The sequence below is a fragment of the Leifsonia sp. RCC_180 genome, assembly GCF_058138205.1.
The window spans coordinates 2,405,731-2,427,948 of sequence record NZ_CP200340.1; the positions used below are offsets into that span (position 1 = coordinate 2,405,731).

Consider the following 22,218-nt stretch of genomic DNA (forward strand, 5'->3'; position numbering starts at 1 on the left):
CCGAGCGGTCCCAGCTCCGGGTGCTCTCGGCGTCTGCGGCGTACTTGCCGGTGGCGGTGCGCTCGTAACGGGCGGGGCGCTCGTCACGCGACGCACCTCTCGTGCACGCGGCAGGTGCTTCGCGCATCGGCGTGTGCCACTGTGTTTCTCACCTTCGTCATCGAAGACTCCCATTAGGTCGATCTCGCCCCAGCGGGGACTGCGTAAAGCAAAACGTATTTTTTTGCCGTTGTCAATAATTTCCGATGGGAGGGTCTGGGTCACCTCGCGAAGTACGCGCCACATAGGAGCACCCCAGCGTCGGGAGGTGAAACCGAATTAGAACACGGCAGGAACAAACCGGGCGGTGTGCGTTAGCCTCAGAGCGTGCGATACAAGACTGGCAGAGACGGGCAGCGCGGAGGCGCAGCGCGTCCTGGGCCACGAGCCCAGGGCTCACGATGACCTCGACCGCGCCGATCGGCGTCGGCCGCCGGCCCACGCTGGGTACTGCCAAGTCGGCGGAGATCTTCACGCGGATCATCACCCACGGGCCCGTCAGCAGGCTCGATATCGGCCGCCTCACCGGGCTTTCGCAAGCCAAGGTCACGAAGACGGTGAGTCCGCTGATCGAAGGCGGTTACGTCACGGTCGGCGAGCATGCGGAGCACTCGTTCCCCGGCCGGCCGGTCCGGCCGTTGAGTGTGGTCCCGCGCTCCATGATCGCCGTCGGGGTCAAGGTCAACGCGGAGGAGATCTTCGCCGTCACCGTGAACCTCGCCAACGAAGTGCTCGGCTCGACGCGCCGGAGACTCAAAAGCCACGACCCGGAGACGACGATCGCGGCGATCGCGACATCGGTGACCTCCCTGATCGAGCAGCTCGGCGATGACGCGACGCACCTCAGCGGCGTCGGCGTCTCGGTGTCCGGAGATATCGACACGAGCACGGGGACCGTCCGGGATTCGCCCCTGCTGAACTGGACCCACGTGCCGCTCGGGAGCGAACTCGCCGAGCGCCTGCGGCTCCCGATCACGGTGGAGAACGACGTCCGGGCCCTTGCGAAGTCGGAGCATTGGTTCGGCGTGGGCAAGGATGCGAGCTCGTTCGCGATCGTCACCATCGGCGCCGGCATCGGGTGCGGGATCTACGTGAACGGCGATGTGGTGGTCGGATCCCACGGTGTCGCGGGTGAGATCGGGCATCTGCCTCTCGCGTCATCCGACGCCGTCTGCGTGTGCGGTCGGCGGGGATGCGTCGAAGCGGTCGCGTCGTCGAACGCCATTCTCGACTCCGTCCGGCGCGGGCGCGGCGAGCCGGAGCTGACCCTGGCGGACGCCATCCGCCTCGCGCACGAGGGCGACCCCACCGCGGTCGACGCGTTCGAGGACGCCGGCACGGCGATCGGCGCCGCACTGGCGGCCACCGTGAACCTCTTCGGGCCCGAGGTCGTCGTGATCGCCGGCGAAGGGGTCATGGACTACGACCTCTATGAGCGTCGCTTCCGTGAGGAGTTCCTCGCGCACGCATTCGGTGCCGCCGCCAACTGTCGCCTGGTCGTCCGCCGCCACACCTTCACCGATTGGGCGCGAGGCGCTGCGGTCGCGGCTCTCCGCGAGGCGATCGCGGTCTCCGCCGGATCTCCCGTCGACTGACCCGATTCGAGGCTCGGAGGTCGGAGCTCACAGCTCGGACTTCACAAAGGCCTCGGCCCGCCCGCATCCGGGCCGCCCGCCGCTGCGGGGCCCGGCTCGACCGGCGCGGAGTCCGTCTGCACCCTGTTGGTGTCGGCCGGGTCCTTCTGGCGCCGGCTGGCGAACAGGAACGGGATGCCGATCAGCTCGACCGCTCCGCCGATGACGAGCGACGTGCCGTAGCCCCAGAGGTCGGCCGCGCGTCCGAGCGCCGGCTGGATGAAGACGCCGCCGAGGCTTCCGAACAGCGAATCGAACGACAGCACGGTCGCACGCTGCTTCGACGGGATCATGTCGTTCAGGTAGGCCTGACGAACCGGCCCGGCCACCGCGAACACGAAACCCCAGATCACCAGGAAGACGACGGCGAGCCAGAACAGGCTGGTCAGCCCCAGCGCCACGAGGATCAGGATGCTCACAAGCGACGCCCCGATCACCGTCGTGGTGCGCTTCGCGAACAGCCCCCGGACGCGCGAGGAGAGTATGCCGCCCGCGATCTGCGCCAACGACAGGATGGCGGCCGCGAGCCCGGCGATCGAGTACGCGGTCTTGTCCCCGTAGAGCTCGAGCAGGTACGGCTGCAGCGCGTAGAAGGCGTAGATCCCGACACCGGAGGCGAACGGCGCCGACAGGATCACCCACCGCACCGACCGCCTGCGCAGCCCGTGATCGATCGATTGCTTCAGCACATTCCTGGTCGCCGCGAGCGGGCGCATCGAGTGGTCGGGTGTGAAGCCCAGGTCTTTCATCACGATGGCGGCGAACACCAGCATGATGACCAGCACCGCGGCCCTCAGGAGGAAAGGCACCCCCAGATTGGTCGCCTGGGCGATGATGCCGCCGAGAACCGATCCGACGAAGGTCGCGATCCCGATGACGACCAGGCCTCGGCCGAACACGGCCTCGAGACTCCCGGCGTACTTGGCGAACGCCAGCGCGTCGACGAGCCACGCATCCACCGCGCCGGAGAAGAACGTGAAGCCCAGGCCGAGCAGCACCGACACGATCGCCCACCAGACGAACGGCGCGTGCCAGAGCCACAGCATCCAGTACAGGCCGGTCGTCACCGACAGGGTGATCGTTCCCAGCAGGTACGACGCTTTCCGTCCGACCGTGTCGGCGACGACGCCCGTCGGAATCTCGAAGATCACCATGCCGGCGGTGAAGAACGCGTTCGCGGCGAACGCCTCGAAGTTCGAGAGCCCGGCGTCGAGCAGGAAGAGCGTATTGATGCCCCAGATCAACGACGCAGCGAGCGTGTTGCCGAGCATCAAGGTCAAGTAGACGCGCTGCACTCGACGAGCCGCCGGATTCATGACCCGCGACCTACCGGCTCATCCCGACTCGTCACCCACGCATGATGGACCCGAACGGGCGGGCATGGCAACGAACGATTCGAAACCGAACTACATTGATGAGTTTTGCTCAGAAGTCTTGCGCGCCGATCTGCGCCAGCGTAGCGTCGCGGCCGCGGATGCGGATCAGCGTCCTCTCAGCGAGCGTGGGGGCAATATGCGAAAGACGATGCGCACGGCGGCGATCGTGACAATGGTCGGAGCACTTTCCTTGACGGCGACCGCGGTGACCACCACGAGCGCGCAAGCCGCAACCGCGCCGCCCATCCTCTCGCTCAAGTTCGGCGTCGACCAGGCATCCCAGCCCGCTTTCCAGTTCGGCGACAACGGGACGGCGAAGATCAATTACGCGACCCTGTCTCGCGGCATCTCGGCCGGAACAGCGGCCGTCTCCGTCACCGTGACGCCACCACCGGGGCAACCGTTGCGGATGGGAGACTACGCCGTCGTAAACGGGAATCAGTCGGACAACACCCAGCCGCAGGTACGGCTCGATTCTGGCGGTCTCACGAGCGGGTTCACCGGGGAGCTCGACATTCGCGACCTGCAGTGGAACACCATCGGCCAGCTCTACACGTTCGACCTCGTGCTGCAGGGCGTCGGCGAGGTCAGCATGAATGAGCCGCAGCCAGGCGGCGTCGATCTGGGCGCACGGACCCTCGCCTTCCCCGCCACCCCGATCGGGTTCTCGAGCGTTCCGGCGCAGCAGGCCGAGTGGCTGCACAACACCACGTCCTCTTCGGTCTCTCTCGGGGCTCCCACCTTCACCGGTGCGGGCGCCGCCGACTTCACAGCGTCTGGAAGCACCTGCCGCAGCACTCTCGCGGCTGGCGCCACCTGTTCGTTCAAGGTCGGCTTCTCGCCGAAGACGGCCGGACCGCGGACCGCGACGCTGCGCATCGCCGTCGGCGGGTCCACGCAGTCGGTGGCTCTGACCGGCGCGGCCGCGATCGGGTCGTCGTCGATCACGACATCGGGTGACGACCCGCTCGATCTCGGCGCCACCAACACCTACGCGAACGGTCCGTACGTCGTTGCGGAATCCATCCGCAACGGCGGGTATGCCTGGACCGCGACCTCCACCGACGCTTCGAAGAACGCACAGGTCGTCATCACACCCATCGGCGGGGGCCCCGCCAACAACGGTCCTCCGCTGACTGCCGGCGTCCACACCACCGCTCCGTGGAACGGCGCGGTCCCGACAGCCCAGTACGGCTTCCAAGTGACGCTGGACAGCCACTCGTGCGGCGCGCCCATGACGGGCACGATCAACGTCCAGAACCTCATCGTCGATGCCCTGGGCCTCGTCGAGATGGCCAAGATCACGTTCTCCGAGCGTTGCGCCGGGCTCCCGAACTCCAACCCGATGACCGGAACGCTGCTCTGGCAGTTGCGCTCGGATTCGGTCGCGCCAGCGGCGCCCAGCGGTGTGACGGTCGGGTCGGGATCGGCGCCGACAATCAGTTGGAAGCCGTCTGCCTCCTCCGATGTGGCGCACACCATCGCAAGAGTCTCGCCCGGCGGCGCGTCCGCCGTGGGCATCCTCAGCGGCGTCCCGCTCTCCGACGGGGCAGCCAGCTCGGCGACGTCACCGACTCTGACGGCCGGTCAATACACGGCGGCGGTCTGGGCTGTCGACACCAGCGGTAACGTCAGCGCACCCGCCACCTCGACGTTCACGGTCGGTACACCGCAAACGCCATACACGGTGCCAAGCGCTCCCACCGCCGTCTCCGCAGTCTCCACGGATGGAGGAGGCGTGATCTCCTTCTCGCCCCCGGTAAGCGACGGCAACCTTCCCATTACTCAGTACGAGATCCGCAACGGCAACACCGGCGCGACCACCCTGGTGCCGAGTACGGCACGGAGGGTCACGGTCACGGGACTGCCCAATGGATTCCATTTCCAGTACACCGTCCGTGCCGTGAACGCGGCCGGCTACGGCGCGCAAGCGGACGTGATCGTGAGCCCCATCGCCTCCAGCACGCCCCCGCCACCACCGCCGCCCGCACCCACCCAGCTTCTCCCGGATCCAGGGTTCGAGTCCGGTGCAGGAGGCTGGAAGGCCTTCGTCACGGGCACCCTCGCGACCGTCGCATCACCCGTCCACGGCGGAACGTTCGCCCTTCGCGTCACGGCGCCCACGGCGTCTCCCGGGCTCGTCGGGCTGACGCAGAACACGGTCGTCGCGAACTCCGTCGCGGGCACCGCATACACCGCCTCGTGCTGGGTGCGCCCGAGTTCCGGCGGGCTCAACATCCGCGCCGAATTCCTCGAGTACACGCAGAACTTCAGCAGCGATATCCACCTGCCAATGACCAGCATCGCCTCACTACCCGTCAACACCTGGACGAAGGTCACCTGGGCGGGCACGGCTCAACGCTCAGGCGAGCGGATGGTGCCCCAGATCTACTCGACGAATCAGACCTCGGCGACCGGCTCGATCACCTACGACGACTGCTCCGTAGTGGCTGGGTGACCGCTGAGCGCCGAAAGCCCGGCGCGACCTACCGCAACGGCACCCATCACTGCAGCAGGTCCGGTGTCAAACCACGACCCGAACTCTGCCGCCGAACAATCGACACACCGCGCAGCAACCCTGCGGAAAAGATGCTGAGTACCATCGCACCGCCTATGGGAACAAGGATGTTCTGTGCGTTTTGGAGATAGTCAGCCTCCGCTGAGGTCAATGCAACGGGTCGACCGGAGTCGGCTCTGGAGTACGTGTTTCCGACCTTTTCAACCATCGTCCCGCGGGGCAGGACGACTGCTCCGGCGGAGAACGTAAGCACAGCAGTTGTTGCCAGCACCAGGAAACTTACGCGGAAAAAGCGAGAACCGCCCCAAAAACCTATGGCGAATAGCTGCCCGATTAAAGCGCTCGATGTAGGCCGCGTGTCTCCTCTAACCGTGAAGTATGAAGCCGCCAACGACAGAGCAAAGAAGACCGCAGCAAGGATGAGAACCCCGCTGTTCAGGAGCACGCTCGACACGCCGGTGAACAGACCCGCGAGACCGAGACCTGCTGCAACCGCGTAAATACCTATCGGGACCCAAGGGAGAATTCTCATCCCGTCACCACGCCCATGCGTAGCCGACGTCCCCCGACATAGAGACCCTCGCTAACACCGATGCGACCGGCAGAACCAGTCCATCAAAAGTCACAGCGAGACGACGTCCGTGAACCGTGTCAGTACTGGCGGCCCGGCCAAGTAGTCGCCCAGTCCGGAAGCGCCGGGCCCAGCCCGCCAGGCGCGGTAGGCCTCGTCATGCTCGAACGACTCCCAATGCTCGACCGCAATCACGTGTGCGGGGTCGGTGACGTCCGTGACGATCTGCACCCCAAGGCAGCCGTCGAACGCGCGCGTGTCCGCGAGGATGTCGAGCAGCGCGCGCGGTCCGTCCTCGAGGTGGTCGGCCGCAAAGCGCATGTCGAGGAGGGAGGTGACAGTCATGCGGGCGACGCTAGCACCAGGACGACGCTCACGGGACGCACGCGCGGCCTCGTTCACCGACACGCCCCCGATCGCCAGGCGCGCGGCTCGATTGCGGTGACACTGGCCACGTGCAGCATCTGCGAATCATCGCCCCCGCCACCCTCGTCGACCAGGTGCTCACGATCCTCCAGGACAACGTGGCGACGACCAACATCGTTCGCATCCCGGATGCAGCCACCCGACCTGCAGGCGACCTGGTGCTCTGCGATGTCGCCCGCGAAGGGTTGAGCATCCTGCTCGACCAACTTCAGCAGCTCGGGGTGCAGCACGAGGGCTCGATCTCCGTCGACGACATCGGCATCGAGATCTCGGATGCGGCGAAGCGCGCAAGCCGCGCCGCCCCCGGGCACGCCGCGGACGCGGTTGTGTGGCAAGAGATCGAGCAGCGCACTCATGAAGAGACCAGCCTCTCTCCCACCTTCCTGACGTTCATGTCCGTCGCCACCATGATCGGTGCGATCGGTGTGGTCTTCGACGAACCCATCCTCATCGTCGGCGCGATGGTCGTCGGCCCAGACTTCGGCCCGCTTGCTGCGCTCTCAGTGGGCATCGTGCGGTGGCGACGCCGGATGATCGCTCAATCCGTCCTCGCACTCGCCGTCGGGTTCGCCGTTGCTATCGTGATCACCATCCTGTTCACCTTGCTGCTCACAGTGCTGCACCTGATGTCACCCGCCGACCTGCTGCGCTCCCGGCCTCTGACTGATTTCATCTGGAGACCGAACGTGCTCAGCTGGGTGGTCGGTTTCCTCGCCGGCATCGCCGGCCTACTGTCTCTGTCCACCGCGAAGTCGGGCGCCCTCATCGGAGTGCTGATCTCGGTGACGACGATTCCGGCCGCCGCGAACGCCGCTGTCGCCCTCGCTTACGGGGCCACCGAGCAGTCCGTCGGTGCGCTCATCCAGTTGGTCATCAACCTCGCTGCGATCACACTCGGCGGGGTGGCGACCCTGATTGTGCAGCGCGTGATCCAGCGACGGCGAGCAGCACAGGCGATCACCGGGTGATCCCCGGCACACTCGCTCTGAGTCGACGGGCGACCTGAACGAAGTCGTTGACGATCGGGCGCATGCGATCTCGTCGGGCGATAAGCGCCCACCGTGCAGGCTCAGCGTCAGACAACGGCACGTACGATACGCCCGGCCAGGGGTAGTAGCGGCGGCCCTCGTCCGGGACGGGGCACAGCGCCTCAGCGACGAAGCGCCGCCACCGCGATCCTGGTCGCTTCGGCCAGGAGAGCGTTGTCCGGCACAGCGTCGGGGGTGTCCTTGCGCGAGAAAGTGACGACGATGACCGGTGCGCGGCCGATCGGGTAGACGACGGCGATGTCCGCGCGGACGCCATACTCTCCCGTGCCTGTTTTGTCGGCCACGGGCCACGCGGCGTCGACGCCGGCACGGATCGTGGCGTCCCCGGTCGTGTTGTCCAGCATCGTGTTGCGAAGCAGGACGCGATCGGCGGTATCCAGGGTCCGGTCCAGAACGACCTCGCGCAGGTCGGAGGCGAACTGGGCTGGAGTGGTCGTGTCGCGCGGGTCGCCGGGCACGGCTTCGTTCAATTCGGGCTCCACGCGGTCGACATTCGTGGTCCGATCGCCGATGCTGCGCAGCCACTGCTCGACCGACTGGGGTCCCCCGAGCCGAGCGACGAGCAGGTTCGCTGCCGTGTTGTCGCTGAAACGGAGCATGGCGTCGAGCAGCTCGCGCACGGTCATGCCGGAATCGACGAACCGACTCGTGATCGGCGCGTAGTCCAGCAGATCGCCTTGCGTGTAGTGGACGACGGTGTCGAGCTCGGAACCCGAGGAGCGCGCCAGTACGGCCGCTGCGATGAAGACTTTGTTGGACGAGGCGAAGGGGAAGCGCACATCAGGACGGTAGGACGCACTGCGGCCGGTGCCGGTGTCGACCGCCTGCACACCGAGAGTCGCGTCATGGGAGCGTTCGAGTGCGGCGAAGGCCCGTGCGGTAGCGGCAGAGCCTGACACCTGCGGGGCGTCGCTGACCGCGGAAACGGCATCGGCGGGAGCCAGGACGGCGGTCGACAACGGGACGGCGGCGAGTGTCGCAGTCAGAGCTGCCAGGGAGATGCGGAGGATTCGATTGCGAGGTCTCATGGGCCCAGCCTCACTCGTTGCGGACATCCCGTCGAAGACCGTTTCGCGCCGAACCATGCGCAAAGCGCATTGATCTAGGCTGCAACGATGGATATGGTCGCGGCCTGCCGGGTGCTACTCGAGGTCGACGAGCGTGGATCGGTCACCCGTGCAGCCGCCGCCTTGCGAATCGCCCAGTCCGTGGCGAGCAGACGCATCCTGGCGCTGGAGAAGCATTTCGGTTCGCCGCTGCTTGAACGAAACGCCCGTGCAGCCGTGCTCACTCCGTTCGGGCGCGACGTGCTGGGGGCGGCCCGCCGATTGGTGCTGCTGGCCGATGAACTCGAGCTCGATGTCGAGCGGGCGCGGCTTCGACCGGTGACGATCGGCGTTCCAGAGGATTGCACGACCCGCGACCTGGCCGTCGCAGACGCCGCTGCCAGAGAGGCAGGGCTCCGCATCGAATTCGTGGGGGCGCCGCCTCAACGCCGCGCACAGCTCATCTCCACGCTGAGCGTGCGCGTCGCCGCGCTGGCCGTGCCCTCCGACGAGGCCCTCTGGGTCGCAGAACTCGGGGCGGCCGGTAGGCGCCCCTCCGATCGCCCGCTGCGACTGGCAAGCCTGCGTCCGAGCCGGCACATACGGGCGCCGCGAGACGGTATCGCCGGCTCATCCATCCATATCGGCCCCGAAGACGATCTGCCTCACATCCGCGACGTCCTCACTCGGGCTGCATTCGCCGGCGGACTCATCCCCGGTCAGATCCAGGTCGACACCTCGACCACGTCAGCCCTCGCAGCAGTGCTCGCCGAGGGCGACCTGCTCCTCTGCACGGAAGCCGAATCACTCGATCTCGGGCTCCACTGGCGCCCCTTCACCGGGCTGGACCTCAACCGCGGCTTCACACTCGCGGGCGACAGCGCCCACGACGTGCGTGCGGTTCGCGAGAACCTCGAGGACGAAATCGCCGGCGCGCTCGGAGCGAAGGTCGTTTCGCGGGATCCGGAGACCGCGGATGCGTGACGAACGACGGATAGCGGGCGTCCGGGCCCAACTGGCCGAGGCGGGTCTGCGCGCCTCCATCGTCGTGCGCGAGCTCGACTCCGGCCAGCAGATCACCATCGACGATGATGTCGTCACCCCCGCGGCCTCACTCGCCAAGCTGCCGATCGCTCTCTCCGTGCTCGAACGCGTCGCTGACGGGCGCATCGACGGCGGCATGCAGGTGACGGTCCCTCCAGGGGATCCGGCCGAAAGCACCCCGGGCACCGGCAGGTTCCGCCATCCCGCGACCATCGCCGTCGATGACCTTGTGTCCCTCGCCCTCACGATCAGCGACAACGGCGCCGCCGATGCCCTGCTGCGGCTCGTGCCGGCCGATGAGGTGATGGCTGATCTCAACCGCATGGGGATCCGCGGAATCACGGTGCGGCACCCGTTCTCCGAGCTCAGCGACACGCCACTCGAGCGGTTCGCTCCTGCCGAGGCCCACTTGGCACAGGCGCTGGCGATCCGGGCCAGCACCCCCACGCAGGGCCACCCCATACGCCAGCTCGACATAGCGAGGACCAACACGCTGACGGCTCGCGGATTCGCGGACCTCTTGGTCGCGATCTGGAACGAGCGAGGGGTGAGCCACGAAGCTGGCGCACGCCTCCGCGAGCACCTGGGCGGCAACATGTTACGTCACCGGCTGGCACCGGACCTGGCGTCCGATGACGCGCGATGGTCCTCGAAGACCGGCACCCTCCTGAACCTTCGGCACGAAGCCGGCGTCCTCGAACACCGCGACGGCTCACGTTTCGTCGTCGTCGCGCTCAGCACCTCGATTGTTCCCGCCTCTACCCAGCCGGCTGCCGAAGCAGCGCTCGGCGCGGCCACCCGCCAGCTCCACGAATGGCTGCGGGCGTAGGCGACTGAGCGCGTAGAAGGCCACTCGAAGGTCCTCGCCTCCGTGACTGTGACGACCTGATGAGGCGAATGGGTCGACCCATCTCCGCGAAGACCGAGGTCGGCTCAGTTGTGGGGTTTTGTGGTGTGTGGGCAGGCCTGGGCAGAAAAACCCCCAGAATCACTGAGATTCCGGGGGTTCGGTGAGCGGAGACGGAGGGATTTGAACTCTTTTCTGGGACCCCCAGAGGTGTCGCATCTGGCGGAGATCCGCGTGATTTCGCGACCAATCAGAACAGCGTGACCTCAATAGTTCTCTCGTGATCTCGACCAAGCGTCGGCACTAAGGTGGGCAAATACTATGTCGCGCAGACCGGCCTGAGCGCATCACAGGCAGGGGCGCCGCTGCCGACAAAGGTCGAACCCGCAAAGCCCTACAAGCCCGCGACCGGGCCCGATTAAGACCGCGGCATCGGAAGATAGACGGAGGGTGGCAGATCATGGCGGTGGCATGGACTTCTGAGTCCGGCCGCCACACGGTCCTGAACGAGAGGGCGTCTCCCGTACGGGAGGCGCCTTTTGGCGTGCCGCGGCGGGGGCTGGGCCGCTATAGTCCTCTCACCCGGGGAGAGGAGCGCCGCACATGCCGCCTCGATCGCTGCGCAGGATGGGCGCGCCGTCCGCGCTCCCGCTGGCCGCACTGGCACTGATCGTTCCGTTGGCGCTGAGCGGCTGCACTCCGGGCGCGGCGGTGAGTACTTCGCGCCCGGAATCGAGCGGGACTGCAGCCCCGACCGCGACCGCAGCGCCGACATCGCTGACGCTCGACTGCGGAGCGCTGGTGAGCCCGAGCGACCTCACGACCCTGCTCGGGCCCGCGGCGGCTCCGTCGGAGGACCACGAGTCTGTGACCGACACAGAGGCCGCGCGCGGACCCCTCGCTCTCCCCGCGGCGGGCGGGGGCGCCTGCACCTGGACGGCCGGCACCGCCTCCCTGAAGGTGCGGATCCTGCCGCATGCGACGAAGGCGTGGGCGATCCTGTCCGGCGAGCACGGATCCACGCCGGGCGCCCCCTACGAAGGCGGCGAGTCCCGCGGCGGCGATTGCGACTTCACCACGAGCTCCTTCTGCCAGACGAATGTGCTCGTCGCCGAGGCCTGGCTCGCGGTCGAGGTATCGGCCGGGGCCGGCGCCGGGTTCACCGAGCAGGTGTTCCACGACATCGTCCAGCGCATGCTGCCTGTGACGGCGAACGCCGTCGCGGGCGCGCCGCTGTTGCCGGCGATGAAGGACATCGGCTGCGAGGACGCGGATCTCCTGGCGCACATGAAGTCGGCCCTCGGCCTTCAGTCGGTTGCGAACGGGGGCATCGAGGTGATGTTCCGGATCGATGACGCGCCGTTGTTCATCGATCGTCTGAGCGTCTGCCAGTTCCAATCCGATGACGTCGAGGGCTTCGGTCACCTCGGGAGCGTCTCGGTGCTGCACGGCGCAACCGACGAATACGCGGTGGAGCGCTCGGCGGTGCTCGCAGCGAACCCGACGGCGTCCGGCGCGACCATCACGGTGAAGGATCAAGCGGTACCCGCGCTCGTCTGGAGCGCGACGTCCGGCGGCGTCACAGAGGGCGTCGCGGACACGCTCGTCGGCGATACCTGGATACAGTTCCGCGGCAACGGCCAGGACCCGCAGGCCTGTGCAGACGTCGTGGAGTGGGTAGCGAACCACCCGGCCAAGACCGGTTGAGGCCCCAACGCCTAAGGCGGCGCGAGCATCACCTTGGCCGCTGCCCGCGCAAAGTGATCGACGCCCGACTCACCGCCGCAGCAGACCCGGCCTGACACCCGCGCGACGCGGTCACCACCGCCCGGAAGCGTGCACCGAAAGCGCGACGCGCATCCGATGGCCAGGGACAGCAGCGCGAGCGTCACCTCGGCCCGCTGACGGCGCAGGGGAGTGGTGTCAGGAGCCCGGATACCGTTGAGCCATGCGGAAATGGAGCTGGGCTCCCCTTCGACAAACGCGACGAGGTCATGCGGCACCCCACGACGACCGGTCTGCAAGCACGCCATCTGATCAGCGATTCGATACTTGGCTGCGGGCGCGTTGCCGCCTCGGGCAGGCAAAGCCTTTCGAGTGAATCGCGGTCCGCTGCCCTTGTGCTCTCTCACCTCGAGTACTGAAGGGTACTGCTTGCCGACATACCTGGTACTGAACGTCACCGGTGACGACGCACGCCCTGCTAGTGTCATACAGCTTTCGCGTTGTTGGTCGACGAGCGATCGACCAGCCAATTTGGGGGATCTTTGGGGATGTTGAGGCGCGTTTCTGCTGGAGTGTGTCCGTGAGCGGGCGCACGTGTGCGAGTGCGACCCTGCTGGCGATCGCTTTGACTCTGGGTGTCACCGGCTGCTCTCCATCGCAAGAATCTAACTACCAACGCACGGGCTCTTCCTCCAGTCCGAGGCATTCATCAGCGTCTGCGTCGCCGCGTCCTTCGGCACCCCCGACGAGCAGCACGCCAACCTCGACAAACACGAACTCGACACCAGCGCCTAAGAGTTCGACGCCCAGCGACGCCGCCGCTCTCGCCGTCAAGGCGTGTGAGGCCATCCGCCCAGGCCTCTCCGCGGATCGGGTCGCTGTCGCTACCCCCCTGGCAGTGCAGGCAGCCGCGATCGACTCCAAGTGGGCACCGCTCGCCACGCGTCTGACGTTTGTACGAGACCACCCAATCGACCCGAATACCGGGCAGGGCCCGCAGCAAACCATTGATGACTCGCACGCCGCCGCCGCCGCCTGTGACACCCTCGCCCACGTCCCCGTGGCCAACGACTGATCCCACTTAGCCGCTCGCGATCTCCAGCTCACCAGAAAGACACCGAATGAGAACACCACGACCTCGGGGGCGGCTGCGTCAAACCTTCGCGTCAATCGTCACCGCCGTTGCCCTGGCCGTTGCCGGACTCACGATATCGGTCCCAACAGCCGCCCAGGCTGCCGACTGCGGGGCTCCCTGCGTGGGCGTGCCGGCAAGCGCGGCCGGCGCCGCGGCCCAGCTCATCGCCGACAACAAGGCCAACAAGTTCATCGTCGAGATGGCCGAAGCCGACATCATCCCCAAAGAGATCCAGCCGATCGCCGACGGGTCGATATCGCAAAACCCCGGATGCGGCATCGATGCCCGCACCCTGCAGATGCTGGTGATCATCATCCGCCGATACGGGTCAGTGCAGATCAGCGACCTCAGCCGCCGGTGTGCCAACGACGGAACGGCGACGTGCACTAGCAACCCCTCCTCTTACCACTGTGTGCCGTACGGCAACGTCAACGCCGTCGATATCACTTACGTAGGCGGGGACAGGACCCGTGGAAACGACGCCGCGTCCTCCGGCCTGCTGACCTTCCTAGACACCTTCCTCCCCGCCGGCTCACGCGCAGGCCAGATCGCCAACAATTCGGGAGCCAGAGGCGTCTACTGCGGCAACTACGCGATGCCGTCCCTCGGTAACATCTCTCGCTTCGCCGACGACTGCGACCACCAACACGTCGACCTCGCAGCCAGCACCGGCCAACTACGCAATATCAACACCACTACGCCCGGATCCCTTCCAGCTGCCAATGGCGTCACACCGCTGGTGCTCCCCTCGGGGCAGCTTGCGCTTTACACCGTTCGCAGCGACGGCAATCTCTGGGGTGCCACCCAGCAGTCCGCGGGCGGTAATTTCGCTGGCTGGCAACTCATTGGCGGCAGCAACGGGTCTCTCGTTGGTCGACCTGCCGTAATTCGAACGAACGCTGGCCTGATCGCGGCATACGCACGCACAACCGCAGGAACGATCGTCGGCACGAGCCAAACTGCTCCCGGCGAAAACTTCTCTCCGTGGCAAACAGTTGGAGCCAACGGCGGAGGCATTGCCAGCGACCCAGCGGCCCTCCAGCTCCAGTCGGGTGTCATCGCGATCTATGCGACTACTGCCGGACAGACCGTTGCGGGTGTCGCCCAAACGAGTCCGGGCGGAAATTTCGGTACCTGGCAGGCGATCGGGAGTTCGCCGATCGGCCTGAAACTACGCCCCGCAGTCGTTCAGCTCGCGGATGGCCGGATGGTCATCTACTCTCGCAGCACTGATGGACACATCTACGGAAGCGGACAGACCGCCGCCGGGGGAAACTTCCAGACCTGGTCTGGAATCGGTTCCAGCGGCGCAGGAATCGACGGCGAGCCAATCGTCTCCGTCGGAACAGACGGACGCATCAGCGTGTACGCCATCGCGGCTGGAACGCTGGCTGGAGTAACACAGCCTGCAGCAGGGCAGTCATTCGGCGCGTGGGTCAATTACGGCAACGGTGGAGCTACGCTCGTGTCCACTCCCTCCCTCATTCCTCTGTCGACTGGGGCGCTCGCGCTTTACGCAAGCGTCAGCGACAAGAGCGTGAAGGGAACCGTGATCACGCCTGGGCAGACGTCTGCAGCTGGATGGGCCGAAATCGGAACGGGTGCATCCGTCGTGACAGCGGTGACAGCGAAGCAGACTCAAAGCGGCCTGATCGTCGTCTACGGAAACACCTCGGATGGCACTGTTACGGGCAGCAGTCAGAGCACGTCCGGAGGATCATTCGGCGTCTGGATCCCGATCCTCTAGGACCAGACCGACGAGAACCTCCTGGCGCGGGCACGGCGGCCGTCGCCGCCAACACAACCCAGGAGGTTCTCGTACTCCGCCTCGTGTCTACGGCGCGGCAATACACCAGCCTGAGGTATACCCGCATGAGGTAACCCGTTATCCAGTCCGGCTTTGGCGGCTCTAGAGATCGGCGCGGACAGGATGTTGGCCACGAGGATACGGCATCGGCCGCGATGCCAGCACACGTGCAGGAGCGGCTTCCTGGAGTATCTCTCCAGGGTGGGCAGCTCCAGAACGGTATAGACCGATTCGATCGTGTCATCCCCCGAACCGAGCAACCAGGTGATTCCGATCGATAGCGCGTCGACCAGGTCTTCGTTTTTCGAACAGTTCCTTTCCTCCTGGATAGAGGCACTTCCGACGGCGAACGCACCCTCGACGAAAGTTTCGACCTCGTCGCGGTAGTAGTCGGGGTCCCCTTCGTCGTGCTCGAAGACGACGGTCGTGATTGACAAGATGTCCGTGAGGCGGAACCACACGGCTCCCCCGGGGCCGATCCTGGTTTCGTTCGTGTCCACATCGCCGTAGTAGTCGTCACTGGCGTTCGCCGGATGACGCCCTTTTCTGTTGACCGTCTGACCAGCCCTGATGTGCGTGGACACGGTGACGACGTAGATCTCGTAGGAGTTCGAACCGGGAATGACAACGAGAGAGATGGAGACGAGATGGAAGTGCGAACCGGCAGAGAAAGAAAGGCTGCGAGCAAAGCAAAGAGAGACACAACGAACAGCAAAGGCTGCGAGCAAAGCAAAGAGAGACAGAACGAACAACAAAGGCGAATGCACGTACGCACTTTAAGTGGAAGGCGCTGCTGCGCCCGGAATGACAGGGGTCGGATGTAAACCAGGTTGCATGGCAAAACCTCGAAGTTCGGCCACGCGGAAACGACGCGAAGTGTCGTTTGCGAGACAGCGCCAAGCGCACGACGCGACGGCAGTGCAACGGGCCGAGCAGCGGATTCAGCGCGAGGCAGACCGGCGCACGGCTGACTCACTCGGAGAGCTCGAGTCCCGTTGGGGCGGACGCGACCGAGCCATCGCCTATCTGCGTGGACTCGCTCATTCGCTTGACGAACTACGTCGTCAGGACCAAGCGTTGCTTCACAGCTCTGGTTCACCGTGCCTGGTGTGAGTTTGTTCCTGAGCCGTGCCAGGAGCTGGGTCATTTATTTACATTCGCTGGTGTCCCATTCGAGGAGATCTCGCTCTTCTGAGTAGCGCCACTTCCACCCCAGCTTCTCACCTGCCCTCCCCCCACTCGTCAGACCTTGTCGGGTGAGAGCGATCCACGGAGCGTAGAAGTAGCCCATGTGGCTTTCGCCCTCACGCCAGCTATCTATCAACCAGTTCCAGAACTTTGCGTTGGACGCTTTCGGAAAGTCCTCCTGCGCAAACGGCGAAAGCTCGGCGAGACCACCCGCGAAGAGGGTAGCGATGCATCCGAGCTCGCCAGCACGCGCGGAGTTCCGATCGGGAGCGCCCAGAGACAACCACACGATATTTCGCACGTCGTTCGCGCTGATCCAGTCGTCCGTGCCGTTGAGTAGCACATTTTCCATGAGCGAGAGTTCGCGGTAGTGGATCTCGCCTCGAGGTGGGATACGTTCAACCATCGTCACTTTCCCGGTTCGCCGACGTGGATCTTAGTCCCTTTCGGTATCCCTGGGCCGCGGATTTCGATGGTGGGGTCTCCGGAACGTGAATCGTTGCGTCATTGGACCATCGTTCCGTCGTCAAGCGCGTACTGCTGTATTGAGTATCCTCCCTTTGTACTAAGCGAGCGGCCAGGGCTGGCCCCTGAGTGATCGGACAAACAGCTCCTCGAGTTGCGTCACGTCGGAGACGACGGGTTTGGTGCGCCCGATAGGTAGCGCGCTGATCGTTGCCGGTAGCCCTCCGAGGTGGCCGGCGCTAGCTTGGCTCCAGCACGGGTTGCTGATGCGAGTGAGCTCAGGCCATCGCCGCAAGCCTTGAAGCCGTAGCAGTTTGGATTGCCCTCGTCGGGGGTGAAGCGATCGGGCTGCGTATTCACGACGTCGACCCTCGCCGTCGACGGATCACAGTGACGGTCAACGCCGTCGAGGTCGCCGGGGTCATCGAGATCGGAACACCCAAGACGCATAAGCGACGCGACGTTTCCTATCCCCCAATGACGCTTCACGACCTCCGCCACACCGCCGCTTCGCTCGCCATCAGCTCCGGCGCCAACGTCAAAGCGGTCCAGCGCATGCTCGGGCACGCCTCCGCCGCGATGACCCTCGATCTCTATGCTGACCTCTTCGACGACGACCTCGATGACGTCGCCATGCGCCTGAAGGCGGCCGTCTCCGCCACAGATGTGGGCAAAATGTGGGCAAGCCCGACTTCCACGACGTGAAAAACCTCCAAAATCGCTGGGATTCCGGGGGTTTCGATCGGCGGAGACGGAGGGATTTGAACCCTCGGTCCCCTTACGGGGACTCCACCTTAGCAGGGTGGTGCACTAGGCCGAACTATGCGACGTCTCCAGCGCGCTCGCGAGCGAACGCACGACGACCATCATAACGGACGATGCCGGAGCGTCCTGACACCTTCCGTTCAGGATGGACGGCTGACAGAGGTGACGGGCGGGAAGCATGCCCTCGGGTCCACATGCCTCCGCGCCCGTCGGGAGCCGTGCGTGGCTCCACGGGTCCGAAGAGGCCGCCCCCGGTGACCTCTGCGGACGAGTCGAAGTGGTCGTCGACGCGGGGTCTGGGCGGGAAGACGAGGAAAGAGTACCTCGCAGAATCCCGTCGGGGAAGAGGAAGTCGCTGGCGAATGTGCGGTTATGCGCCAGTCGGAACGTTCAGCGAGGCGGTGCCGATGATCTGCGCGACGAGCATGATCGTCCAGATGGCGGCCAGCGCGAAAGCGACGACGTAGGCCGCGATCGCCGCCCACATCGGGGCGAGGCCACGCCCACCGGCGACACCGCGGACGACGACGCTGCGGCCGATCGGATACACGAGGGTGAGGAACGACCACGCCCAGTGGAACGGTCGCTCGACACCGCGGCGGGCGAGCTCCCGGTAGTCCAGCCAGGAGAACACGATCAGCGCCGCGCCGATCAGCCAGTTGATCCCCATCACGAGGAAGTACATCGGTCCGCCGAGGAGGGCGAACGGGTTGGTGATGTGAAGGGTGGTGCTCCCCGCCTCCTGGCGGAACAGCGGTTCCGGATGCAGCAGGAAGAGGAGGAGGCCGCTCAGGAGCGGCAGCACGGCGACCAGCCAGATCCAGACGGTGTAGATCGGCGTATCCGCGGGTAGCGGCCGGCGCGTCGGCGCTCCGTACACCGGCGCGGCCGGGGCGGGCGGCGGGGACGCGAGCTGGTCCGTCCAGCGGACGCCGTCCCACCAGCGCACCGCACCGGAACCGTACGGGTCCGGATACCAGCCCGGTGCCGGGGCGACGCCGTCCGTCATCGTCAGGAGTCCTTGCCGACGGCCGGCTCCCCGACGAACTGGTGCGACTCGGAGGCGAGCTCGGGCCAATCTTCCGGGTCTGAGATCCGCACCCACGACCCCTTCGCATCGCTGCGGCCGGCGGGGACGGGGGTGGCGACCTCCCGCTCCACGAGGTCGTTCGTGCGGCCGGCGGGCAGATCGAGGACGAGGTCGGTTCCGTCCTGGTAGGCGAAGAGTCGCCCGTGCACGTGGAGACCGGTCGCGGTCACCGAGACGTCGAGGTCGGGGTCCTCCAGAAGCTGTGCCGCGAGCAGCTGAAAGAGCGGGGCAGGGCTGTCGGTCATGCGATTCCCGTCGGTCGAGGAGGCGTCGGATCCGAGCTCGGTTCGAGCCGGTGGATGCTGCCGATCGTATCGCGAAGTCGCCGAATCCCCGGCGCAGTGCGTGCTATCGCGGCGGTCCGGGCGGGGTTAGTGTCTGCCCGAGCAGGCATCCAGGGAACGCCCGCCCGACGAGGGAGGCAGCGATGACACGCGAGGCCCAGCTACGCGGACGCTTCGACCAGTGGTTCCAGACTGAGGTCATCGATCCGATGACCGACTTCAGCGACTCCAAGCAGGAATGGCGGCGGCTCGTGTCGGAGCTGTTCGGGACGTTCTTCCTCGTGCTGGTCGCCGCGGGCGGAGGGATGATCGGCCAGGCGTTCCCCGGCAGCATCAGCCGGCAGGCTGCGGTCGTCGCCCCGGGGCTCATGGTGATGGCGATCATCCTGTTCATGGGCAAAGTGTCCGGCGCCCACCTGAATCCGGCGGTGACGCTCGCGTTCTCGCTCCGGCGGGACTTCCCGTGGTGGCGTGTCCCCGGCTACATCGCGATGCAGCTGCTCGGGGCGACACTCGCGGCCTGGTTCCTGCACGCCGTCGTCGGGGTGTCCGCATCGTACGGATCGAACTATCCGGGCGAGGGCGCCGACGGTGTCCAAGCCTTCTGGATGGAGCTGGTCCTCACTCTGGGGCTCGTCAGCGTCATCCTGGGCACGGCCTCCGGGGCCCAGAACATCGGCGTCGTCGGCGCCCTCGCGGTCGGTGGTTACATCGCACTGGCCGGACTCTGGGCGAGCCCGATCTCGGGAACGTCCATGAACCCCGCGCGCACCTTCGGCCCCGACCTGATCTCTCTCGACTTCAGCGACTACTGGGTCTACGTCGCCGGCCCGGTGGCCGGCGCCGTGCTGGCGGTCGGCTTCGCGTTCGTGCTGCGCGGTTACGGCGGCGGCCGGAGTGGTTCCGCCGCGGCGCAGGGCGACCTGGGCACCGAATTCGACCGGCCGGGCCAGGCCTGAAGGCAGCGCGCCGCGATAGGATCCCGTTGTCCGACGACGACCTCGTCGCCGGTGCTCGAAAAATGGGCACGAAGCCGCCCGCGCCGGCGTGCGAGACACATACGGAATCCGTTCTCCGTACGTCTCGAAAGGCTTCAGCATGCCCTCGGTATCCGCCCACGTCGCCGTTGCGCTTGCCGCACACACCCAGCACGCCTTCGGCGTCATGGGCAACGGCAACGCCCACTTCCTCGACGCGCTGGTCCGCCAGGGCGACGTCCGCTACACGGCCATGCGTCACGAAGCGGGCGCGGTGGTCGCCGCCGATGCGTTCCATCGCGCCACCGGGAGCCTCGCCGTCGCGACGGTCACCTACGGCGCCGGTTTCACGAACACGCTGACGGCGCTGGCCGAGGCGGCTCAAGCGCGCATCCCGCTCATCCTCGTCGTCGGGGACGAGCCCACCTCCGGGCCGCGACCGTGGGACGTCGATCAGGTCGCCCTTGCGGCGGCCGTGGGGGCCCGTACGTACACGGTGGGTCGGGCCGACGCGGTCGCGACCACCGCGATCGCTGTGGAGCACGCCCTGGCGTATCGGTCGCCGAGCGTGCTCGCCATCCCGTACGACGTGGCGACCTCCGACGCCGGACCGATCCCGTCGGCCCCCGCACTCTCCCTGCCCGCACCTCTTTCACCCACCGATGCGTACACATCGGCCCGGATCGAGGCGGCGGCCGCTGCCCTCGCGAAGGCGGAGAGGCCGCTACTGCTCGCCGGCCGCGGTGCCTGGCTGGCAGGTGCAGGGCGAACGCTCGGCGAACTCGCCGAAGCGACGGGTGCGTTGACGGCGACGACCGCCCTCGGTCGGGGCGTCTTCCCCGACTCCCGCTACGACCTCGGCGTCACGGGCGGCTTCGGCGCCGAGGAGGCGATGCGACTTGTCGGCACAGCCGATGTCGCCGTCGTGTTCGGGGCCGGGCTCAACCAGTTCACGATGCGTTTCGGCAGCCTGTTCGCGCCCGATACCCAGGTCATCCAGGTGGATGTGGCCCCCTCGGCGACCCATCCGCAGGTCAGGAGCTACCTGCGGGGTGACGCGGATGTGATCGCCCGACGGCTGCTCGACAGTCTCCCGCAACGGGACGCGCGCTCCGGCGGTTGGCGCGAACAGGTCGACGTCGCCGCGGCACGTACGCAAGACCCCGGAGACCCGCTGGCGGCGGACGGCCGCCTCGATCCCCGCTCGGCCGCGTCTCGCATCGCCGAGCTCCTGCCGGAGAACCGGGTCGTCGTCTCCGACGGTGGGCACTTCATCGGCTGGGCGAACATGTACTGGCCTGTCGCCAGCCCGGATCGCATGATCATGGTGGGTACCGCGTACCAGTCGATCGGCCTCGGCTTCCCGAGCGTGGCCGGGGCCGCCCTGGGCGTGCCTGACGCGACAGTGGTGCTCACGACGGGCGACGGCGGCGGGCTGATGGCCCTGTCCGACCTCGAATCCGCCATCCGCGTCGCAGGAGGCCGCGGCCTCGCGGTGGTCTGGAACGACGGCGCGTACGGGGCCGAGGTGAACCTCTACGGCCTCAAGGGCCTGGCGCAGGAGCCCATGCTCATCCCCGAAGTCGACTTCGCCGGCGTGGCGCGGGCGATGGGAGCGGAGGCAGTCGTCGTCCGCACCCTCGATGACCTGGATGCGCTCGGCGAATGGACCGCGCGACCCGCCGGCGAGCGCCCCTTCCTGCTGCTCGACCTGCGCATCTCCGGGTCGGTCGTCGCTCCGTACCAGGAGGAGATCATCCGGGTGAACAGCTGAAGCCTGCTCCAGTGGAGGGTAGCGCGGCGCCGCGACAGCGTGGTCAGGCCACGCGCGACGCACGGGGGGCGCGGGAGACGACGACGGTCGTGATCGCCAGGACGACGATACCGATCGCCTCGACGATGACCGTCTGGGGAACCAGCGTGAAGTCCCACGACTCCGTGATCCCGAACAGCCCGACCGTGAGGGCGAGCAGCAGCGCGGCGAGGCTCGCGATGAGGAACAACAGGCTGAGCACCGTCGTGATGCGCAGCAGCGTGCCCCGCGTGAGCAGCATCCCGATCGCGAGCACCAGTCCCGCGATGCCGTTGAGCACGAAGAGCACGCCGAGCAGGCCGCCCACTCCGACGAAGAGCAGGGAGAGATGGATGCCTCCCGCCAGGGCGAGGAGGATCGCGCTGAGGATGCGCAAGGCCAGCACTGGGCCGCGGCTCCATTCGGTCATGAGGGACACC

18 protein-coding genes, 1 tRNA gene and 1 pseudogene are annotated in these 22,218 nt (G+C 66.6%); 10 read left to right on the forward strand and 10 right to left on the reverse strand.

Annotation, left to right across the window (positions count from 1 at the left end):
* The first annotated feature begins 440 nt into the window (after positions 1-440).
* Positions 441-1,634, forward strand: a complete 1,194-nt coding sequence (locus tag AB7E03_RS11845) for an ROK family protein (protein WP_489941601.1) — start codon at positions 441-443, stop codon at positions 1,632-1,634.
* 41 nt (positions 1,635-1,675) lie between these two features.
* On the opposite strand, the gene AB7E03_RS11850 is transcribed toward AB7E03_RS11845, so the two are convergent.
* Positions 1,676-2,989, reverse strand: coding sequence for an MFS transporter (locus tag AB7E03_RS11850; RefSeq protein ID WP_489941602.1), 1,314 nt, complete (start codon positions 2,987-2,989; stop codon positions 1,676-1,678).
* Positions 2,990-3,254: 265 nt separating this feature from the next.
* On the opposite strand from AB7E03_RS11850, the gene AB7E03_RS11855 reads away from it, so the two are divergent.
* Positions 3,255-5,507: a choice-of-anchor D domain-containing protein gene (locus AB7E03_RS11855; protein ID WP_489941603.1), complete on the forward strand. Its 2,253-nt coding sequence runs from the start codon at positions 3,255-3,257 to the stop codon at positions 5,505-5,507.
* A gap of 682 nt (positions 5,508-6,189) precedes the next feature.
* On the opposite strand, the gene AB7E03_RS11860 is transcribed toward AB7E03_RS11855, so the two are convergent.
* A complete protein-coding gene (locus AB7E03_RS11860; protein ID WP_489941604.1) occupies positions 6,190-6,483 on the reverse strand; it encodes a putative quinol monooxygenase in 294 nt (97 codons plus the stop codon).
* Between the two features lie 110 nt (positions 6,484-6,593).
* Here AB7E03_RS11860 and AB7E03_RS11865 point away from each other — a divergent pair, with 110 nt between their 5' ends.
* Positions 6,594-7,532: a DUF389 domain-containing protein gene (locus AB7E03_RS11865; RefSeq protein ID WP_489941605.1), complete on the forward strand. Its 939-nt coding sequence runs from the start codon at positions 6,594-6,596 to the stop codon at positions 7,530-7,532.
* Positions 7,533-7,714: 182 nt separating this feature from the next.
* Here the strand turns inward: AB7E03_RS11865 and bla are convergent, their stop codons facing one another.
* Entirely contained in the window at positions 7,715-8,641 is a 927-nt protein-coding gene (gene bla / locus AB7E03_RS11870; RefSeq protein WP_489941606.1) for a class A beta-lactamase, read from the reverse strand.
* An 87-nt stretch (positions 8,642-8,728) separates the two neighbouring features.
* Between bla and AB7E03_RS11875 the strand changes: the two genes are divergently transcribed.
* From AB7E03_RS11875 to AB7E03_RS11885, 3 genes are all read left to right on the forward strand, one after another.
* Positions 8,729-9,643 (forward strand): LysR family transcriptional regulator, encoded by a 915-nt coding sequence (locus AB7E03_RS11875; protein ID WP_489941607.1) that lies wholly within the window; start codon positions 8,729-8,731, stop codon positions 9,641-9,643.
* Positions 9,636-10,532, forward strand: a complete 897-nt coding sequence (locus AB7E03_RS11880) for a serine hydrolase (RefSeq protein WP_489941608.1) — start codon at positions 9,636-9,638, stop codon at positions 10,530-10,532. Before AB7E03_RS11875 ends, AB7E03_RS11880 begins: the two co-directional genes overlap by 8 nt.
* Before the next feature lie 621 nt (positions 10,533-11,153).
* Positions 11,154-12,257 (forward strand): hypothetical protein, encoded by a 1,104-nt coding sequence (locus AB7E03_RS11885; RefSeq protein ID WP_489941609.1) that lies wholly within the window; start codon positions 11,154-11,156, stop codon positions 12,255-12,257.
* A gap of 11 nt (positions 12,258-12,268) precedes the next feature.
* Here the strand turns inward: AB7E03_RS11885 and AB7E03_RS11890 are convergent, their stop codons facing one another.
* The gene (locus AB7E03_RS11890) at positions 12,269-12,682 is read right to left on the reverse strand and encodes a hypothetical protein (RefSeq protein ID WP_489941610.1); all 414 of its coding nucleotides are present in this window, start codon (positions 12,680-12,682) and stop codon (positions 12,269-12,271) included.
* 849 nt (positions 12,683-13,531) lie between these two features.
* On the opposite strand from AB7E03_RS11890, the gene AB7E03_RS11895 reads away from it, so the two are divergent.
* Positions 13,532-15,157, forward strand: a complete 1,626-nt coding sequence (locus AB7E03_RS11895; RefSeq protein ID WP_489941611.1) for a DUF8189 domain-containing protein — start codon at positions 13,532-13,534, stop codon at positions 15,155-15,157.
* On the opposite strand, the gene AB7E03_RS11900 is transcribed toward AB7E03_RS11895, so the two are convergent.
* Both AB7E03_RS11900 and AB7E03_RS11905 read right to left on the reverse strand, forming a co-directional pair.
* On the reverse strand, positions 15,154-15,984 hold the full coding sequence (locus tag AB7E03_RS11900; protein WP_489941612.1) for a hypothetical protein: 831 nt from the start codon (positions 15,982-15,984) through the stop codon (positions 15,154-15,156). The genes AB7E03_RS11895 and AB7E03_RS11900 overlap by 4 nt on opposite strands.
* A gap of 380 nt (positions 15,985-16,364) precedes the next feature.
* Positions 16,365-16,811: a hypothetical protein gene (locus AB7E03_RS11905; protein WP_489941613.1), complete on the reverse strand. Its 447-nt coding sequence runs from the start codon at positions 16,809-16,811 to the stop codon at positions 16,365-16,367.
* 353 nt (positions 16,812-17,164) lie between these two features.
* Here AB7E03_RS11905 and AB7E03_RS11910 point away from each other — a divergent pair.
* Positions 17,165-17,575, forward strand: a pseudogene (locus AB7E03_RS11910) (tyrosine-type recombinase/integrase); the annotation flags it as partial.
* Between the two features lie 41 nt (positions 17,576-17,616).
* On the opposite strand, the gene AB7E03_RS11915 reads toward AB7E03_RS11910, so the two are convergent.
* From AB7E03_RS11915 to AB7E03_RS11925, 3 genes are all read right to left on the reverse strand, one after another.
* Positions 17,617-17,705: transfer RNA gene (locus tag AB7E03_RS11915), tRNA-Ser, on the reverse strand.
* Between the two features lie 300 nt (positions 17,706-18,005).
* Positions 18,006-18,644, reverse strand: a complete 639-nt coding sequence (locus AB7E03_RS11920) for a DUF2510 domain-containing protein (protein WP_489941614.1) — start codon at positions 18,642-18,644, stop codon at positions 18,006-18,008.
* Positions 18,645-18,646: 2 nt separating this feature from the next.
* The gene (locus AB7E03_RS11925; RefSeq protein ID WP_489941615.1) at positions 18,647-18,970 is read right to left on the reverse strand and encodes a hypothetical protein; all 324 of its coding nucleotides are present in this window, start codon (positions 18,968-18,970) and stop codon (positions 18,647-18,649) included.
* Between the two features lie 182 nt (positions 18,971-19,152).
* Between AB7E03_RS11925 and AB7E03_RS11930 the strand changes: the two genes are divergently transcribed.
* Positions 19,153-19,968: an MIP/aquaporin family protein gene (locus AB7E03_RS11930; protein WP_489941616.1), complete on the forward strand. Its 816-nt coding sequence runs from the start codon at positions 19,153-19,155 to the stop codon at positions 19,966-19,968.
* 139 nt (positions 19,969-20,107) lie between these two features.
* Positions 20,108-21,760: a thiamine pyrophosphate-binding protein gene (locus AB7E03_RS11935; protein ID WP_489941617.1), complete on the forward strand. Its 1,653-nt coding sequence runs from the start codon at positions 20,108-20,110 to the stop codon at positions 21,758-21,760.
* Between the two features lie 43 nt (positions 21,761-21,803).
* On the opposite strand, the gene AB7E03_RS11940 is transcribed toward AB7E03_RS11935, so the two are convergent.
* On the reverse strand, positions 21,804-22,208 hold the full coding sequence (locus AB7E03_RS11940) for a hypothetical protein (protein ID WP_489941618.1): 405 nt from the start codon (positions 22,206-22,208) through the stop codon (positions 21,804-21,806).
* Positions 22,209-22,218 lie beyond the last annotated feature (10 nt).

Bases quoted from the DNA above. Each gene is read 5' to 3' on its own strand.
- AB7E03_RS11845 (WP_489941601.1), top strand. From the start codon at position 441: ATGACCTCGACCGCGCCGATCGGCGTCGGCCGCCGGCCCACGCTGGGT.
- AB7E03_RS11850 (WP_489941602.1), bottom strand. From the start codon at position 2,989: ATGAATCCGGCGGCTCGTCGAGTGCAGCGCGTCTACTTGACCTTGATG.
- AB7E03_RS11860 (WP_489941604.1), bottom strand. From the start codon at position 6,483: ATGACTGTCACCTCCCTCCTCGACATGCGCTTTGCGGCCGACCACCTC.
- bla (WP_489941606.1), bottom strand. From the start codon at position 8,641: ATGAGACCTCGCAATCGAATCCTCCGCATCTCCCTGGCAGCTCTGACT.
- AB7E03_RS11875 (WP_489941607.1), top strand. From the start codon at position 8,729: ATGGATATGGTCGCGGCCTGCCGGGTGCTACTCGAGGTCGACGAGCGT.
- AB7E03_RS11880 (WP_489941608.1), top strand. From the start codon at position 9,636: ATGCGTGACGAACGACGGATAGCGGGCGTCCGGGCCCAACTGGCCGAG.
- AB7E03_RS11885 (WP_489941609.1), top strand. From the start codon at position 11,154: ATGCCGCCTCGATCGCTGCGCAGGATGGGCGCGCCGTCCGCGCTCCCG.
- AB7E03_RS11905 (WP_489941613.1), bottom strand. From the start codon at position 16,811: ATGGTTGAACGTATCCCACCTCGAGGCGAGATCCACTACCGCGAACTC.
- AB7E03_RS11920 (WP_489941614.1), bottom strand. From the start codon at position 18,644: ATGACGGACGGCGTCGCCCCGGCACCGGGCTGGTATCCGGACCCGTAC.
- AB7E03_RS11925 (WP_489941615.1), bottom strand. From the start codon at position 18,970: ATGACCGACAGCCCTGCCCCGCTCTTTCAGCTGCTCGCGGCACAGCTT.
- AB7E03_RS11930 (WP_489941616.1), top strand. From the start codon at position 19,153: ATGACACGCGAGGCCCAGCTACGCGGACGCTTCGACCAGTGGTTCCAG.
- AB7E03_RS11935 (WP_489941617.1), top strand. From the start codon at position 20,108: ATGCCCTCGGTATCCGCCCACGTCGCCGTTGCGCTTGCCGCACACACC.
- AB7E03_RS11940 (WP_489941618.1), bottom strand. From the start codon at position 22,208: ATGACCGAATGGAGCCGCGGCCCAGTGCTGGCCTTGCGCATCCTCAGC.